Origin of the sequence: Nostoc sp. (assembly GCF_036917435.1) — a bacterium.
Lineage (GTDB): Bacteria > Cyanobacteriota > Cyanobacteriia > Cyanobacteriales > Nostocaceae > Nostoc.
This window is the reverse complement of sequence record NZ_JBALDM010000055.1, coordinates 1-15,238: the sequence shown is the minus strand read 5'-3', so window position 1 is coordinate 15,238 and position 15,238 is coordinate 1. Positions and strand designations below refer to the sequence as shown.

General features: G+C 40.9%; 14 protein-coding genes. 8 read left to right on the top strand and 6 right to left on the bottom strand.

What is annotated here, in order from left to right; all coding sequences use genetic code 11:
* A partial coding sequence (locus V7K98_RS26585) for a hypothetical protein (protein WP_442940447.1) occupies window positions 1-194 on the top strand: 194 nt, incomplete at its 5' end.
* 100 nt (window positions 195-294) lie between these two features.
* On the opposite strand, the gene treZ is transcribed toward V7K98_RS26585, so the two are convergent.
* From treZ to V7K98_RS26570, 3 genes are all read right to left on the bottom strand, one after another.
* Window positions 295-2,142: a malto-oligosyltrehalose trehalohydrolase gene (gene treZ, locus V7K98_RS26580; protein WP_335027420.1), complete on the bottom strand. Its 1,848-nt coding sequence runs from the start codon at window positions 2,140-2,142 to the stop codon at window positions 295-297.
* A gap of 258 nt (window positions 2,143-2,400) precedes the next feature.
* A complete protein-coding gene (locus tag V7K98_RS26575) occupies window positions 2,401-2,808 on the bottom strand; it encodes a thiol-disulfide oxidoreductase DCC family protein (RefSeq protein ID WP_335027417.1) in 408 nt (135 codons plus the stop codon).
* Window positions 2,809-2,901: 93 nt separating this feature from the next.
* The gene (locus V7K98_RS26570; protein ID WP_335027415.1) at window positions 2,902-3,507 is read right to left on the bottom strand and encodes a Uma2 family endonuclease; all 606 of its coding nucleotides are present in this window, start codon (window positions 3,505-3,507) and stop codon (window positions 2,902-2,904) included.
* Between the two features lie 135 nt (window positions 3,508-3,642).
* Here V7K98_RS26570 and V7K98_RS26565 point away from each other — a divergent pair, with 135 nt between their 5' ends.
* From V7K98_RS26565 to V7K98_RS26540, 6 genes are all read left to right on the top strand, one after another.
* A complete protein-coding gene (locus tag V7K98_RS26565; RefSeq protein WP_335027413.1) occupies window positions 3,643-4,692 on the top strand; it encodes an aldo/keto reductase in 1,050 nt (349 codons plus the stop codon).
* Between the two features lie 168 nt (window positions 4,693-4,860).
* Complete coding sequence (dps, locus tag V7K98_RS26560; protein ID WP_335027411.1) at window positions 4,861-5,439, top strand: DNA starvation/stationary phase protection protein Dps; 579 nt, start codon at window positions 4,861-4,863, stop codon at window positions 5,437-5,439.
* Window positions 5,440-5,834: 395 nt separating this feature from the next.
* A complete protein-coding gene (locus tag V7K98_RS26555; RefSeq protein ID WP_335027409.1) occupies window positions 5,835-6,551 on the top strand; it encodes a pirin family protein in 717 nt (238 codons plus the stop codon).
* 477 nt (window positions 6,552-7,028) lie between these two features.
* Entirely contained in the window at window positions 7,029-8,867 is a 1,839-nt protein-coding gene (locus V7K98_RS26550; RefSeq protein ID WP_335027407.1) for an ATP-binding protein, read from the top strand.
* A gap of 705 nt (window positions 8,868-9,572) precedes the next feature.
* Complete coding sequence (locus V7K98_RS26545) at window positions 9,573-10,277, top strand: mobilization protein (RefSeq protein WP_335027406.1); 705 nt, start codon at window positions 9,573-9,575, stop codon at window positions 10,275-10,277.
* Between the two features lie 176 nt (window positions 10,278-10,453).
* Window positions 10,454-11,176 carry a class I SAM-dependent methyltransferase gene (locus V7K98_RS26540; protein ID WP_335027404.1) on the top strand — a complete coding sequence of 241 codons (723 nt, stop codon included), beginning with the start codon at window positions 10,454-10,456 and terminating at the stop codon, window positions 11,174-11,176.
* A 78-nt stretch (window positions 11,177-11,254) separates the two neighbouring features.
* Here V7K98_RS26540 and V7K98_RS26535 read toward each other — a convergent pair whose 3' ends face one another.
* The 3 genes from V7K98_RS26535 to V7K98_RS26525 all read right to left on the bottom strand — a co-directional run bounded on the left by V7K98_RS26535 (window position 11,255) and on the right by V7K98_RS26525 (window position 13,485).
* Window positions 11,255-11,812 carry a YidH family protein gene (locus V7K98_RS26535; protein WP_335027402.1) on the bottom strand — a complete coding sequence of 186 codons (558 nt, stop codon included), beginning with the start codon at window positions 11,810-11,812 and terminating at the stop codon, window positions 11,255-11,257.
* 232 nt (window positions 11,813-12,044) lie between these two features.
* Entirely contained in the window at window positions 12,045-12,707 is a 663-nt protein-coding gene (locus tag V7K98_RS26530; protein WP_335027400.1) for a hypothetical protein, read from the bottom strand.
* A gap of 79 nt (window positions 12,708-12,786) precedes the next feature.
* Complete coding sequence (locus V7K98_RS26525) at window positions 12,787-13,485, bottom strand: cadmium resistance transporter (RefSeq protein ID WP_335027398.1); 699 nt, start codon at window positions 13,483-13,485, stop codon at window positions 12,787-12,789.
* A 201-nt stretch (window positions 13,486-13,686) separates the two neighbouring features.
* Between V7K98_RS26525 and V7K98_RS26520 the strand changes: the two genes are divergently transcribed.
* Window positions 13,687-14,652: a LysR substrate-binding domain-containing protein gene (locus V7K98_RS26520; RefSeq protein ID WP_335027394.1), complete on the top strand. Its 966-nt coding sequence runs from the start codon at window positions 13,687-13,689 to the stop codon at window positions 14,650-14,652.
* Window positions 14,653-15,238: the final 586 nt, after the last annotated feature.

The window sequence follows — 15,238 nt, the reverse complement described above, 5'->3', positions numbered from 1 at the left end:
TTGAGCCTTTTTGCATGAACGTTGAGCCTTTTTGCATGAACGTTGAGCCTTTTTGCATGAACGTTGAGCCTTTTTGCATGAACGTTGAGCCTTTTAGCCTGAACGTTGAACCTTTTTACTCGAAACTCGATGTTAGGGAACACCAAAAAATAAATTATTCCATCTTGTGGGATGGGCATCTTGCCCGTCCTTGATGATTAGCGGGCAAGATGCCCGCACCACAAGAAATTTTTGGATGTTTTTTATTTGGAAGTTTCGTTATGAGGCTGAAACTTGAAGTTTTAACTCTCCCCCTCATCCTTTTTCATAGAGTACTAAACTAGTAGGTTGCAATTTCACTTCCTTCCCCGCAGACAGATGTTCAGCAGCTTCTGAACCAGGCCCAGACCATGAGGTATCAGCAGAGTCTAACAATTTATTAGCATCGTACTGAATTGGCAGAGTCACTGTCACTGGAGACGAATTGAAATTCATCACAAATATTAGTTCACTCGATTCGCACCAACGACGCACAATGACCAAATCCTTTTCTTTATCGCTAGTCGCTTCGATGAAATTGCGGTCTTGATTCAAAAGGGCTGGATGCGTCTTGCGTAAATTAATTAACTGACGATACCAATTCCACAGAACTTTGTAATTACCTTCATGGCGTAATTGCCAATTGAGTTTAGATTTTAAGAAAGTTTCTGCGGATTCAGGATCTGGGGGATCGTCTGCGTAGTGAAATGCTTCAAACTCTTCTTTGCGTCCGGCTCGAACTGCTTGAATTAAATCTGGATCGGAGTGACTGACAAAATAAATGAAGGGTGCAGTTTCGCCGTATTCCTCTCCCATAAATAACAAGGGTAAATTGGGCGACAGCAGCACAGCCCCAGCAGCTAACTTTAATCCTTCAAAAGAGATTCGCTGGCTAAGGCGTTCTCCTTTCATTTGATTGCCGATTTGATCGTGATTCTGAATGCAGACTGTAAACTGTGAGAAATTGCGATCGCGGCAAGAGATACCATGAAATCGTTTGCGATCGGGCGAGTACTTCCAATCATAGATAAAGCTATCATTGTAAGCTTTTGCCAGATCCGCAACTTGTCCAAAATCTTGATAATATCCTTGGCGATCGCCTGTTAAAAGTGCGTGTAATGCATGGTGAAAATCATCACTCCACTGAGCATCAAGACCATATCCCCCCAATTCTGCCGGACGAATGATTTGCGGATTATTCAAGTCACTTTCGGCAATTAAATGGCGTTTCCATTTTTGCCCTTGTTGTGAAAAATGATGAACTGCTTCCGCTAGTTCCCATAAAAAATGCTTCGCACCTAAATCGTAAATTGCTTGAATAGCATCAAGCCGCAATGCATCAATGTGGAACTCGCGCAACCAGTAAAGCGCATTTTCAATAAAATAATTTCGCACACCCTGACTGTGGGCATCGTCAAAATTCAGCGCTTCGCCCCACGGTGTTTTATAGGTTTTAGTAAAGTAGGGCGCGAACTGCCCCATATAATTGCCTTCTGGCCCAAAGTGGTTATACACCACATCCAACACCACAGCAATATTGTGTTGATGGCAAGCATTCACCAGTTGCTTTAGTTCGGCTGGACTACCGTAGGAATTTTGGACAGCAAAGGGATAAACGCCATCATAGCCCCAGTTGCGGTATGTGAGGGAAGCTTCAATATGAGTGTCTCCCGGAAACTGGGAGATAGGCATGATTTCAATCGCATTAATTCCCAGTTCCCTGAGTTCCGGTAGACGAGAAATAATGGCGGTGAAAGTTCCTTCAGGTGTGAAAGTACCAACATGGACTTCGTAAAAAATCATCGACTCCACAGGAATGCCAGTCCACCCTTCATCTGTCCATTCAAAATGATGATCGACAATTTGAGACGGGCCATGCACTCCTTCAGGTTGATACTGTGACGCGGGATCGGCAAAAGCGTCTTGGCCATTTAAGACATACCGATAAAGCGTACCCGGATACACATCATTCACTTTCGCGTGCCAGTATCCCTCAGACTGAGGCTTGAGGGGAATAACCTGCTCCTGTGGTGTCAAAGTTTTTACAGTGACGCTATCTTGTAGCGGCGACCAAACTGTAAATTCACATTCTCCATTACCCAAGTAGTTAGCACCAATTCTCACGCAGTATCCCTCCCGTCAGTATGTTGTGCTGAATTATGGTGCGATCGCAATATCATTGATTGCACAATGTTTACAAACACGCCAGATAGCATAATGGTTTGTCTACCAGACTTTTTACTAGCACCTGGAGGCGGATTTTTTACCAGAACAAATTCTGCCTAATGATAAATCATTACAAAGACGCGATGAATCGCCGTCTCTACAATAATCAGCCTTTTGTAGAGACGGCGATTTATCGCGTCTTCTGCTTGCCACGGTTTAAATTGGTTTGCAGCTACCATCAACACAGTAAGACGATTGATAAGTATTAGAACGCTTACCAAATATGGTGTAACGATTATCGCGGATTTGTTCGTAAAAGCGATCGCCTGCCCATTTCATCCCCGGTAAGGCTCGATAAGCATCTACAAATATGTTTCCTGCTGGCAATAAGCGCCCAATTTCTTCAATAGCATTACTACCTTGCCAACGTTTCTGAGGTTCATTACCATCAATTAAAATCACTCCCTGTTCGCAGTCTTGGGCTGTAATTCCCCACCCTAAAAGTGTCTGCTCATCTTGCATGGGAGTGTAACGAAATAACTGTCCCTTGTCTAAGGTTTCTAGCGATCGCACTAGGCTAACGCAGAGATTACAATTTCCGTCGTAGATTACGTAGTAGTTCATAGAAATAATTATTCTAACTTAGAAAACTGTAGCGATCGCTCTTGCCTGAGTTAAACAATGCAATTCACCTCAGCTAAAACAAAATTTCATTTATTAAATATGCATAATGTCATCTAGCTTAAGTTGTATATTTGGGAATATTTCTGAAGAAATAGTATCTCCTAAGCGATATTGTCGCTGCTGGTACACACCGTTAACTAAGTGACAAACGGTGAATGTGGGTTGTTTGGGATTGCCGATAAATTGTAAGCCACCCAAGCCCCGAAAGTCCACAATCCAATATTCTGGGATGTTAAGAAAAGCGTATTCTTCAACTTTTCTGGCATAATCATCTTGCCAATTTGTACTCACAACTTCAGCAACAAGTTTAATAGTACTTCCATTACAAATAATCGGTTCCTTTTGCCAGAGCGGTTCTTTTCTAAGTTCGGCTTTATCTAAAACAATTACATCAGGACGCAGTGCTGTAGCTTCAGCAGCAGGTGGTTTAATCAGACAAGTTTTTGGAATTAGCCAGTTGAATTTATAACTCAAAATTTCGACATAAATTCTACCAGCAATACTACCTGCAACAGCTTCATGTGGCCCTGTAGGTTCCATGTCTCTTAGTTGTCCGTCGATTAGTTCGTAGCGTGTATTATCACCATATTGAGTTATAAACTCTTCAAAAGTAATTAGTTTGGGTGAGGTGTAGGTCATTATGTCTTATTTTGACTTGACGTAGACTTATTGTAGCGAAGCCAAATCCCCGACTTCTTTAAGAATTCGGGGATCTGAAGTATCATGCTTTTGGAATAGTATTTGCTTAGTTTTTTCGTTAAAGAGAAAATATTCATGAGATACAAACTCTTGGGCAAAAGCGGGTTAAGAGTCTCTGAACTCTCCTTGGGAACCATGACCTTTGGTGAAGATTGGGGTTGGGGTGCATCTGTTGACGAAAGTCGTAAAATCTTTGACGCATATACAGAAGCAGGGGGAAATTTCATTGACACCGCCAACGGTTATACCGATGGTAGTAGTGAAAAAATTGTCGGCGAGTTAATCGCTAAAGAACGGGAACGCTTTGTAGTTGCGACAAAATATTCCTTTCCCTTGCAGATGAACGAAAAAAAAGGCGACCCTAACGCCAGTGGAAACCATCGCAAGAATTTAATCCAGTCTTTAGAAGGTAGCCTGAAACGGCTGAATACCGATTATATTGATTTGTTTTGGTTGCACGCTTGGGATTTCACAACACCGATTGAAGAAGTATTGCGATCGCTCGATGATGTAGTTCGTCAAGGTAAAGTACTTTACATCGGTATTTCTGACGCACCCGCATGGATTGTTTCTCAAGCAAATACCATCGCTCAATACCAAGGATGGACGCAGTTTGTCGCCTTGCAAATTGAGTATAGTTTAATTCAACGGACACCAGAACGTGATTTGCTACCGATGGCAAAAGCCTTTGATTTAGCAGTAACACCGTGGTCGCCTTTAGGTGGTGGTGTGCTGACAGGTAAATATAATCAACCTCCTCAAGCAGGCGGTGAAAAAGGACGACTCGAAACTTTTGGGGGAGAGATTTCACAGAAGAATTTAGCGATCGCTAAAGTTGTCAGTGAAGTTGCAGCAGAAATTGGACACACACCTTCACAGGTAGCATTAGCTTGGTTACTAGCTCAAAGTGGTGTGATAATTCCGATCATTGGCGCACGTAAATTAACGCAGTTTCAAGATAACTTAGCTTCAATAGATGTCAGCCTCTCGCCAGAACATCTACAACGCTTAGATGAAGTTAGTAAAATTGAACTGGGTTTTCCCCATGACTTTTTGCAGAGTGATATGGTTCGCGATCGCCTTTTCGGTGGTACATTTAATACTATAGAAAACCACCGCATCTAAATTTCATTTCACCCTTTCTTAGAAAAAATTCTCAATCCAAAATCTAAAATGGTATAAGCCATGAACAGTAACACATTCAGCCATTAATACAATCCATCGTCAGAGAGTTTCGCGCAGCCAACTAATATCTGTAAAGTTAGATTTAAAAGGCATTAACAACGTAGACTCATGAGCGACAACAGCATTACATCACGTCTGTACCCTACCCGCATCGACATTCCCGCCGAAGCGCGAGTGCAAATCGTGGTACTTCTCAACCAAACCTTAGCGGCTACTTCGGATCTAAAAACCCAAGCAAAGCAAGCCCACTGGAATGTTAAGGGAACTGACTTCTACCAACTACACCTATTATTTGATGAACTTGCTGGGGAATTAGAAGAGTTCATCGATTTGGTAGCTGAACGCATTACAGCTTTAGGCGGATACGCTTTTGGAACAGCCCGCGCCGCAGCTAGTAATTCAATTCTGCCAGAATATCCCTTAGATATTTTGGATGGTAAAGACCACGTGACAGCTTTAGCAGACCGCTTTGCACTCTATGCTAAACATATCAGAGAAGCGATCGCTAAAACTGATGATTTAGACGATCTTGATACCGCCGATCTTTACACCGAAATTTCTCGCACCATTGACAAACGACTCTGGTTCTTAGAAGCTCATCTGCAAGTAGCAGAAATTAAGGAAGAGAATGGCAATAACAAAGCGGCTACTACTAAAACTCAAAAGATCCCTGCTGCTGTAAAATAAGCACTTTTGAGAAAAGTAGTCTTTCTTAAATCTAATAGTATCTTTTTGGTAAGTACGTCACTTTTAAGTGCGTACTTTTCATTTGTATGTATATACTTTACTATTGAAATAGTTCAAAACGAAGCCAAGAAATTGAAAAATATCTTCGACAAGCGATCCATCAAGATTAATAAGTAAGTGGGTTAAATTAAATATAAAACCTCACCCTGCCTCCGGCTTCCCTCTCCTTAGTAAGGAGAGGGATTGAGGGTGAGGTTTGACCTTATATTTAATTACACCTACCTACTTACTCAAGTTTAAGAAGTTATTAGGTTAATGAAAAAGTATGCTCCTTCCATTCTGATGTTTAACTCCTCATTCCCTAAATAAATACTCATTAACAAAGAGGTAAATTTATGTCTCAAAATACAATTACCCACTTAATTCACGATCGCAACGCCCGTGGTCACGCTAAAATGGGCTGGCTCGATAGCTATCATACATTTTCCTTCGGTAGTTTTTACGATCCCAACCGCATGGGATTTCGCTCTCTGCGCGTGATTAACGACGATCGCATCGCCCCCGGCGCTGGATTCCCTACCCATAGTCATCGTGACATGGAAATCCTCACTTATGTCTTAGAAGGTGCTGTAGAGCATAAAGACAGCTTAGGTACTGGTTCGGTAATTCGCCCCGGTGATGCCCAAATTATGAGCGCTGGAACTGGAATCAGCCACAGTGAATTTAATCCCTCGCCAACTGAACCACTACACTTACTACAAATCTGGATTCTTCCCGATCGAGAAGGAATAACGCCACGATATGAACAAAAAGCTTTTCCTCTAGAAGAAAAGCGTGGCAAACTCCGCTTAATTGCTTCTAAAGATGGGCGCGATGGTGCCGTAACAATTCACCAAGATGTTGATTTATATACATCTGTTTTAGAACAAGGTGATGTTGTTAATTATCAAGTCAAAAGCGATCGCTACGCCTGGTTACAAATAGCCCAAGGCATAGTTAACCTGAATGGTGAGGAACTAAGAGCCGGCGATGGAGTGCAAATCAACGGCGAAGAACAGCTAGAAATTAGCACCAACATTGGCGGCGAAATCTTGCTTTTCGATTTGGGTTAACATTCCATTTATCTGCGTAAAAGGCTCTTTTAAATGAGCCTTTTACTCAGAATTTTGTATTTACTTATTCATCAGCCAGAGACTTAAATCTCTGGCTGATAAGTAAGTGGATCAAATTAAATATAAAACCTCACCCTGCCTCCGGCTTCCCTCTCCGATTCTTTGGAGAGGGATTGAGGGTGAGGCTTGATCTTATATTTAATTACGCCTACTTACTTAGTACAAATCCACTTAAGTCGATTGAAAAGTTTTTTAATTAATAGTTTCACTAACTGAATTTTTCGCTTCCAGTTTGGACGAGATGCCAAAATCAGGCATTACTGCTTGTAACATTACCACTAGAATACTAAGGTAGTTAGAGACGAATGGTTTTTGGGAATTCTAAGAGAAAGAAAAAAGTGAAGTTTCTGTTCATAATACAGTCAAAGGCACTTTGTTCTATTTTCCTACCTATTAGTTTCTACTCCAGAGGTGGTTGTGGTTACGACATCAACAGAGCAAACACTAAAACTTCCTGTTCAGTTAATTTGGGTAATATGGCTAATTTGCTTATTGCCATCAGCATTAAATTTTTTGGGAGTTAGTTTTGCTTCTAGTCAGGTATATCGGAATTTAGAGATTGTTTGTAATCCTACTAATTCAGGATCTTGCCAAGAAGTTATTTACCAAACATTGGCAGGAAGCTTTGTCCATACAATTTTAGAATGGAGTGCTGTTTGTACTGCCATTTTCACTATTATTCTAGCTTTTGCTCACTTCTATATAAAAAGCGATATTATTACACCAATTATTGGGGTAACTTTGTTGTGTGCTGGGCTAATAGATGCTTTCCACACCCTAGCTGCCGATAGGTTAATTGAAGCCGTTGCTGATAACAGTAAGCTCATCCCTTTTACTTGGGCACTTTGCCGACTTTGCAATGCGTTAGTGACGATAATTGGTGTCAGCATTTTTCTGATTAGCAAACCGAAAAGGTGGCAAGGCAGTATCAAGTTTATAGTTGCAGTAACTTTGGGTTTTGGGTTAGTTTGTTACGGCATAATTGCTATTTGTGCTACTAGTCAAACCTTGCCACAAACTATCTTCCCTAAATCAATTATTACTCGACCTTGGGATATCATACCCTTGATCCTTTTTTTAGTAGCTGGCATTCTGATTTATCCACGCTTTTGGCGCAAGTATCCTAGTTTATTCTCTCACGCTCTGATAGTTAGTACTATTCCCAATGTCGCTACCCAATTGCACATGGTTTTTGGCTCAACGGCTCTGTTCGATAATCATTTTAACATTGCTCACTTTTTGAAAATTGTTGCCTATTTAGTACCCTTGGCTGGACTAATTCTCGATTACATCTACGCTCATCGTCAACTGCTAATCGCTCTCCAACAAGCACAACTTTATACCGAAGCTCGTGAGAAGGCTCAACTTGCTCAACATACACTTTCACAACTGCAACAAACCCAAGCACAAATCATTCAAACAGCAAAAATGTCTAGCTTAGGGCAACTGGTAGCAGGAATAGCCCACGAAATTAACAACCCTGTCAACTTTATCTACGGCAACCTTAACTATATAGATCAATATACTCAAAACTTAGCGGAATTAGTGATAGCTTATCAGCAGCATTATCCCAACCCACCACCATCACTTCAAAAACTACTTAACTCTATAGAACTCGACTTTATTGTACAAGACATTAGCAATATCCTTCAATCGATGCAAGTCGGTACAGAACGCATTCGGGATATTATTGTGTCACTGCGAAATTTCTCCCGCTTGGATGAAGCTTCTTTTAAGAAAGCGGATATTCATTCTGGTATCGATAATACCTTGATAATTTTGCATCACCGCCTTCAGACAGAAGCAGATGCTACTGAAATTAAAATTATCAAAGAATATGGTGAATTGCCTTTGGTTCAGTGTTATGCACGAGAACTCAATCAGGTTTTTATGAATATCTTAACGAATGCGATAGATGCTTTAGAAGAGTCGGTCGAAAAAATTAACGGACAACAGAAAACACCCAGCATCTGGATTCAAACTCAGCTAAAATCAGACAATATAGTGTCTATCTCAATTGCCGATAATGGCGGGGGTATTCCCGAAGAAATTCGCTTGAAGTTGTTTGACCCATTTTTTACCACCAAGCCTGTAGGTAAGGGGACGGGACTGGGATTATTTATTAGTTATCAAATTGTTGTAGAAAAACATGGTGGCAATATTTTGTACAGTTCTACATCAGATGGTGCAAAGTTTGTGATTGAGATTCCAATATACCCTGGAAAGGATGTAGTTAAAAGTGGTGGTTCCCATTAAACACTCTGCTGATTCTGGAGAATTTGCGATGTCTGTTGAGAAGCCACAACTCTTGCAGACGCTCCGCGTAGCTTGCTTCTCTGTAGGAGTACGTGTCTACGCAAATGGCTCGATATAGCAATTAACTGTTTTAGCTACGCCAAAAAATATTAATCACCATTTCTCCCCACTCCCGCGCATTTATCTCACACCCCTAAGAGTGAGTGTGAGGCTTCTACTGTTTTAGCTAAAAATAAATATAAAAGCTACAAGAGAAGGACACCCCTAACCCCTCCCCTTGCTAAGGCTACGGTGTACAGACAAGTAGTTGTTGACGGCGTTTTAAGATTTATCGCGCAGCCCTGGAGATACCTCACCCTGATTTTGCTGTGCAAAATCTGTCCTTCTCCTTATTCAAGGAGAGGGATTAAGGAGAGGACAGGGTGAGGTTTTTGTTTTGTTTTGGGTAATTGGATGACTTGTGTGTACACCGTAGCCGATGCTTTGGCGGGGTGAGGTTCTTATATTTTTCATTTATGTAAGAGGTCTAAAGAAGAACTATCAGGGTTAGAGAGCGTTTACTTTCTGCGAGATCGACTTCAATCGGCTCTGAAGAAGGTTATACTGTCTCAGAAAACTACCAAAACAACTAGGCGACAACTGCCAAAACGTTCTTCGTTTGGGAAAGATATATTCAGACTTTAATAACTATTAGAGGTGGCTGTAATGCCGACGATTCATTTTGTGGATGGTGAAAAAGGCGGGGTAGGAAAATCTCTCTTTGCCAGGACAATGATTCAGTATTGTCTGGATAAGAAAATCCCGTTCGTACCAGTGGAGACAGATAGATCGAATCCAGATGTGGCAGGGGTATATAAGGAAATATGTAAGTATGCGGTGTTTAGTGAGAATGAACGACAGGCAAATAAGGCAGATAGAATATTTGAGTGGGCGATAGAGAAGCCAGTAATTGTAAATTTAGCCTCACAATCTCATAGAGCAGTTCAAGCGTGGATTGAATCTAATCAATTACTTGAGCTAGGGGGTTCGCAGGGAGTGATGTTTTGCAAATGGTTTGTATCGACAGGAGGATACGACAGCATTAACCTGTTTACTCAGTCAGTGAATACTTACGGTGAGAGAATCCCTCATGTTCTGGTGAAGAATTTAGGGCTGTGTGATGATTGGGAGCATGTAGAGTCAGACTCCAACTTTCAGAACATAGTAAGTAAATATCAGATAAAAGTTATAGATTTTCCGAAGTTAGCGTATAGAGAAAGAAACATAATTGACCAAAATCGTCTGACGTTTGCAGAGGCTAGAGAGTATAGAGAATTTGGGATAATTGGGAGACAGAGAGTAATGAATTTTTTGAAGCTTGCTTATGGTGCTTTTGAGAAAGTAGGTATCTGGTATGAAAAAGTTGAATAGTAGTTATTAGTTATTGGGCATTGGGCATTGGGCATTGGTCATTGGTGATTAGTACCAATGACTAATGACAAACTCCAGCAGGAGATTGGATGGGGGTGCGTAGACACGTTCGCCTTGTTAACAGACATTGCAAAGCGAATTTGACTACAATCCTTAGAAAGAGTAGCAAAAATCTAATGTCTAAAAAGTCCGATTCGCAGTTCCAAAATCTCTTTAGTTCACCCAAGTCAAGCAACTGGGACGAAAGATTAGGCCAAATAGCCTATCGCTTTAACCGAGAATATCAACGTGAAACTTTTGAACTCCCAACTGAAGTCCAGGCGATGCCTATATTCCACGAGTGGATTGGAGGCAGTTTTGCAGGGAGAATTGCTTCCCCTTTCTGGGAAGTTGCTCAACCTCAAAAAAATCAGCACTGTATAGATATTGGCTGTGGGATCAGCTTTTTAATCTATCCTTGGCGGGATTGGCAAGCATTTTTTCATGGGCAAGAAATCAGTAATGTGGCACGCGATACCCTTAATTCTCGTGGGCCACAGTTGAATTCTAAGCTGTTCAAAGGTGTTGAATTAGGAGCAGCCCATCAGTTAAACTATTCACCAGAGCAGTTTGACTTAGCGATCGCAACAGGCTTTAGCTGCTATTTTCCACTAGAATACTGGAATGCAGTACTGGCAGAAGTTAAGCGGGTATTAAAACCAGGTGGACATTTTGTATTCGACATCCTCAATCCAGAACAGCCTCTAGCAGAAGATTGGGCAGTTTTGGAAACTTATCTGGGGGCTGAGGTCTTTTTAGAGCCTTTAGCTGAGTGGGAAAAAACTATTAAAGCGGCTGGTGCTAAAATAATTTCGCAGAAACCAGGGGAATTATTCCAATTGTATAAGGTGCGGTTTTGAAAAAACTGAGTGCGAAAGTCCTAAGTAGTCTTCTTTTTACTCAGCACTCATTACTCAGCACTCATTACTCAGCACTCATTACTCAGGAATAAGTGGACTCATTGGATCTAAAGAAGTTGTAAAAACAAAATAGATTACCCCAGTTCCGAGAATCATCACAGCAAGACTGAAAAGCAATACCCATCTGTCCGTCGGTTCATAAGTATCTTCTTCGATATCACGACGGACAGCGAAATAGTGACTGGTTGAGAGCCACACCGTAATCAAACCCACCAGCGAGAAAACTAAACCTAACTTCCAGCCATTACCAGGACGGGGTATCAAAGGTACTTGGAAGGCACGCAAACGCACAATAACCACACCAAAACCTAAAAGAGCAATCCCTGTTCGCATCCAAGCCAGGTAGGTACGCTCATTTGCCAAGTGATCTCGGACTCTAGACGGATTGAGTCGTCCTGGCTTTTTTTGATCTTTATCCTTTTCTGTGGATTTCAATTTTAACTGCATCAATAACACCCTTGTACCCAAAGCGGCTCTTATTAAAAAAATGCGGAAGTAGTAGGAAATATCTTTCCAGATGACTCGCACCCAGCGCAATAGTTGCGCTACTGAAATATGTTTATTGTTATTGTACATTTTATTCAAAATTTATCTTAATGCAGATATCGAAATAAAACAAGCGCGACAGGATAATTCGTAATTCGTAATTGATGATATAGAACAACTGTAAGTAATAATGGGTGATAAAAAAACAGCCAAGAATTAGAGAGATTTTTCACCAGTGCAAATCAGGTTTTTTCTCTAATCTTGGCTGTTACCCTGTTTAAATTGAGAACAATCATTCAAAAATGGACTATGCAGTTCTATTTCAAGACTGATTGCTAGGCGCATTAGGAACTCGTGTATCTATGAGATCCTGCGATATCTCTGGGATAAACCAGTTAGCTTTATTGCTGTTAAGAACTTTCACTGTCGGAACATTCAATTCAACCGCACCAGTATTTAGACTTGTCTTAATCACCAACTGAGTTCCATCCAGGATCTTCAGAGCCACAGGCCCTGTCAATTCTTCACCTTGCCCACTAGGACTAGAAGTAAAATTTGCTACTTTGAGATCATTCGGTAGATAGATGCCATCACAATCCCAGTTATTTTTTGTAGACTGACCATCAGCTAGAAAATACAGACCATTGTCGTATACCGCATCTTCATTGTCTTCATCGTTGGGTCTTTTGCCGTATACTGCGATGGTCTTACCTGTTTGGTTTTCGCATTTACCCCAGTTAATTCCCGTCTCTAAAGCATATTTTTGCAGTGTTAATTCCTGAGTTCTTTTTTGAATTTCTTCTGGTGTCAGACCTCCAACTTCAGTTTGGGCATCTTTTGTCTGAGACAGTTCGTTAAGTGCTTTCGTCACTTCAATGTAGTCAGGATTTTTGCTAAATTTTGGTCTATCAGCAAAAGAAGGTTGAGCAAAGGCTAGATTAGCGACAATCATTAAGACAATTAGCAGAGATTTCCAGACTTTCATGTTTTGATTCCTGTTTATAGGTAATATATTTTGTAGTTTTAAATTCATTTTGCTAAGAAAATTTATTATGCACATCTTTCTAGATACTTAACTTTTCTTGTTCTTCACTTGAAGACTGAGTATTGAAACCTAATATTAATGAGAATATATAACTAGAAACTACAGATAAAAGAGTCCAGGTAACATTTTCTGTAACAATAAATACGCCCAAACCAATCAAGATACAAGGGACAAAAGTGTTGCCATTCTCAGTTAAGAAGTTTGCGATCGCAGGCAAGTAGGTTAACTTGTAAGCGGTGTAACACCATACACCCACTAGGGAAAAGAATACACTTAGGATCACCAGCAGACTATCTAATTCCGAGTTGGCAAACAGGGGTACGTAGACGCTGATATTATCACTACCATTGGCAAAGGCGATCGCAGCTACGTTGCAAGTTTGCGGAGAGAGAAAACTACTAACTATAGAGGGACAAGATGGCTCGGCTTCTTCTGGTGAATCTTCTTCGCGTTTTAGTAAACCACTCACACCAATGATTATTGGCATTAAACCAAGTAGTCTAATCCAGTCTTGCGGTATAATCATTCCACCGAAAAAACCGGGAAGGCTAACAACGATCAATGCAGCAAAACCGAGATACTGACCAGCAAGGATGTGACGATTGCGAAACGTTTTGCTGATTTGCGAAAAAAGCAACGTCAGAACGACAATATCATCGATGTTGGTGGCAGTGAATGCGGTAATCCCTGTGGTAATTGCAGTTACTAAATCGCTCATTTGTGGAAGTCCTTATTTTCATCCTTGGGAATTGGGCATTGGGCATGGCGCTTTTACCAATGACTAATGACCAATGACTACGTAGAAAGCTCTGATTTATACTTTAGTCAAAGTAACCGATAGAATCAAATGCTTTTGTTTGTCAAAATGATAAATGAAAGTGATTAAAACTTTTGACACCCAGTTGTAGGGATACCATAAATGGCAGGAATGACGCTTGAGCAGCTAAAAATCTTTCTAGCTGTGGCACAGCACTTACACTTTACTCGTGCAGCAGAGGAGCTTTATATTACACAACCTGCCGTCAGTGCAGCAATCCACAACTTAGAGCAAGAATACGGTGTGAAACTATTCCACCGTATTGGCCGCCATATCGAGATTGCTGAGGCGGGTAAATTATTGCAAGTAGAAGCGCAGAAAATTCTCCACCAAGTTTCCTTGACTGAAAGGGGATTGCGAGAATTGAACAATTTGCAACGGGGTGAATTGAAATTAGGATCGAGTCTAACTATTGGTAACTACTGGCTACCAAGTAAGATTAGTGAATTTAAGAGCCTATATCCTGGTATTCAGATTAACTGTAGCCTTGCCAATACAGAAGATATTTGTCTCGGAACAGCCACAGGACAGTTTGATTTAGGTTTGGTGGAAGGAGATATCAAGCCGGCGCTTCAGAATACACTAGAGTATGAAATAGTGGGGAGCGATCGCTTACAAATTGTCGTAGGTCAAAAACACCCTTGGTTTGAGTGGGGAGAAATTGACTTAAGCCAATTGACTCAAACCCCTTGGGTGATGCGCGAACCAGGTTCTGGAACCCAGCAAAGGTTTGAAGAAGCCTTACTAAATTGGGGAATTAATCTCAGTGAACTGGATGTAATTTTAGTCTTCAATAGTGGAGAGATGACAAAAGCAGCGATCGAAGATGGTGTCGGTGCGATCGGAATTTCTGAGTTGATGGTAAAAAAAGAAATACAACTAGGGACTCTGCGGACAATTCGAGTCATAGATAATAGAGACGGTAAAGGTGCGATTGTAGAAATAGTTCGACCTTTTTTCAAACTCAAGCATCGTCAGCGTTTTCAAACTGCTCTTTCTAAAGTCTTTGAACAAATGTTGATATCCTCTATGTTAGATGCCTCACATCCAGATATATCAGTTATTTAAATTAATACCGTTTTGAATTTGAGATTTTAGGCTTCTTGTGTGAATGCAATACACCTTAACCCTCCCCTTATAAAGCTATGGTGTACACACAAGTCGGAAAAACTTGATCCACCAAAGATTTACGGTGGTTACGCTGGCGTAACAAAGCTAAAACTCATTTTTTATTTCGGCGTACTCATATCATGTTCGCTTGATTACTTATTAAACCCGAAGAACCCCACCCCGCCAAAGCTACGCTTTGTCTCCCCTCCCCGCCTGCGGGGAGGGGACTAAGGGGTGGGGTGCAATGACTGTGGGAATTATAACTAATTATGCGAACTTGATATCATTTGTTATTTCGGAGTACTCATTTGTTATTTCGGCGAACTCATTTGTTATTTCGGCGAACTCATTTGTTATTTCGGGGTACTCATTTGTTATTTCGGGGTACTCATTTGTTATTTCGGAGTACTCATTTGTTATTTCGGAGTACTGATTTGTTATTTCGGCGAACTCATTTGTTATTTCGGAGTACTCATTTGTTATTTCGGAGTACTGATTTGTTATTTCGGCGAACTCATTTGTTATTTCGGAGTACTCATTTGTT

Bases quoted from the DNA above. Each gene is read 5' to 3' on its own strand.
- dps (WP_335027411.1), top strand. From the start codon at position 4,861: ATGAGCGACAACAGCATTACATCACGTCTGTACCCTACCCGCATCGAC.
- V7K98_RS26565 (WP_335027413.1), top strand. From the start codon at position 3,643: ATGAGATACAAACTCTTGGGCAAAAGCGGGTTAAGAGTCTCTGAACTC.
- V7K98_RS26555 (WP_335027409.1), top strand. From the start codon at position 5,835: ATGTCTCAAAATACAATTACCCACTTAATTCACGATCGCAACGCCCGT.
- V7K98_RS26540 (WP_335027404.1), top strand. From the start codon at position 10,454: ATGTCTAAAAAGTCCGATTCGCAGTTCCAAAATCTCTTTAGTTCACCC.
- V7K98_RS26545 (WP_335027406.1), top strand. From the start codon at position 9,573: ATGCCGACGATTCATTTTGTGGATGGTGAAAAAGGCGGGGTAGGAAAA.
- V7K98_RS26520 (WP_335027394.1), top strand. From the start codon at position 13,687: ATGGCAGGAATGACGCTTGAGCAGCTAAAAATCTTTCTAGCTGTGGCA.
- V7K98_RS26535 (WP_335027402.1), bottom strand. From the start codon at position 11,812: ATGTACAATAACAATAAACATATTTCAGTAGCGCAACTATTGCGCTGG.
- V7K98_RS26525 (WP_335027398.1), bottom strand. From the start codon at position 13,485: ATGAGCGATTTAGTAACTGCAATTACCACAGGGATTACCGCATTCACT.
- V7K98_RS26570 (WP_335027415.1), bottom strand. From the start codon at position 3,507: ATGACCTACACCTCACCCAAACTAATTACTTTTGAAGAGTTTATAACT.
- V7K98_RS26530 (WP_335027400.1), bottom strand. From the start codon at position 12,707: ATGAAAGTCTGGAAATCTCTGCTAATTGTCTTAATGATTGTCGCTAAT.
- V7K98_RS26575 (WP_335027417.1), bottom strand. From the start codon at position 2,808: ATGAACTACTACGTAATCTACGACGGAAATTGTAATCTCTGCGTTAGC.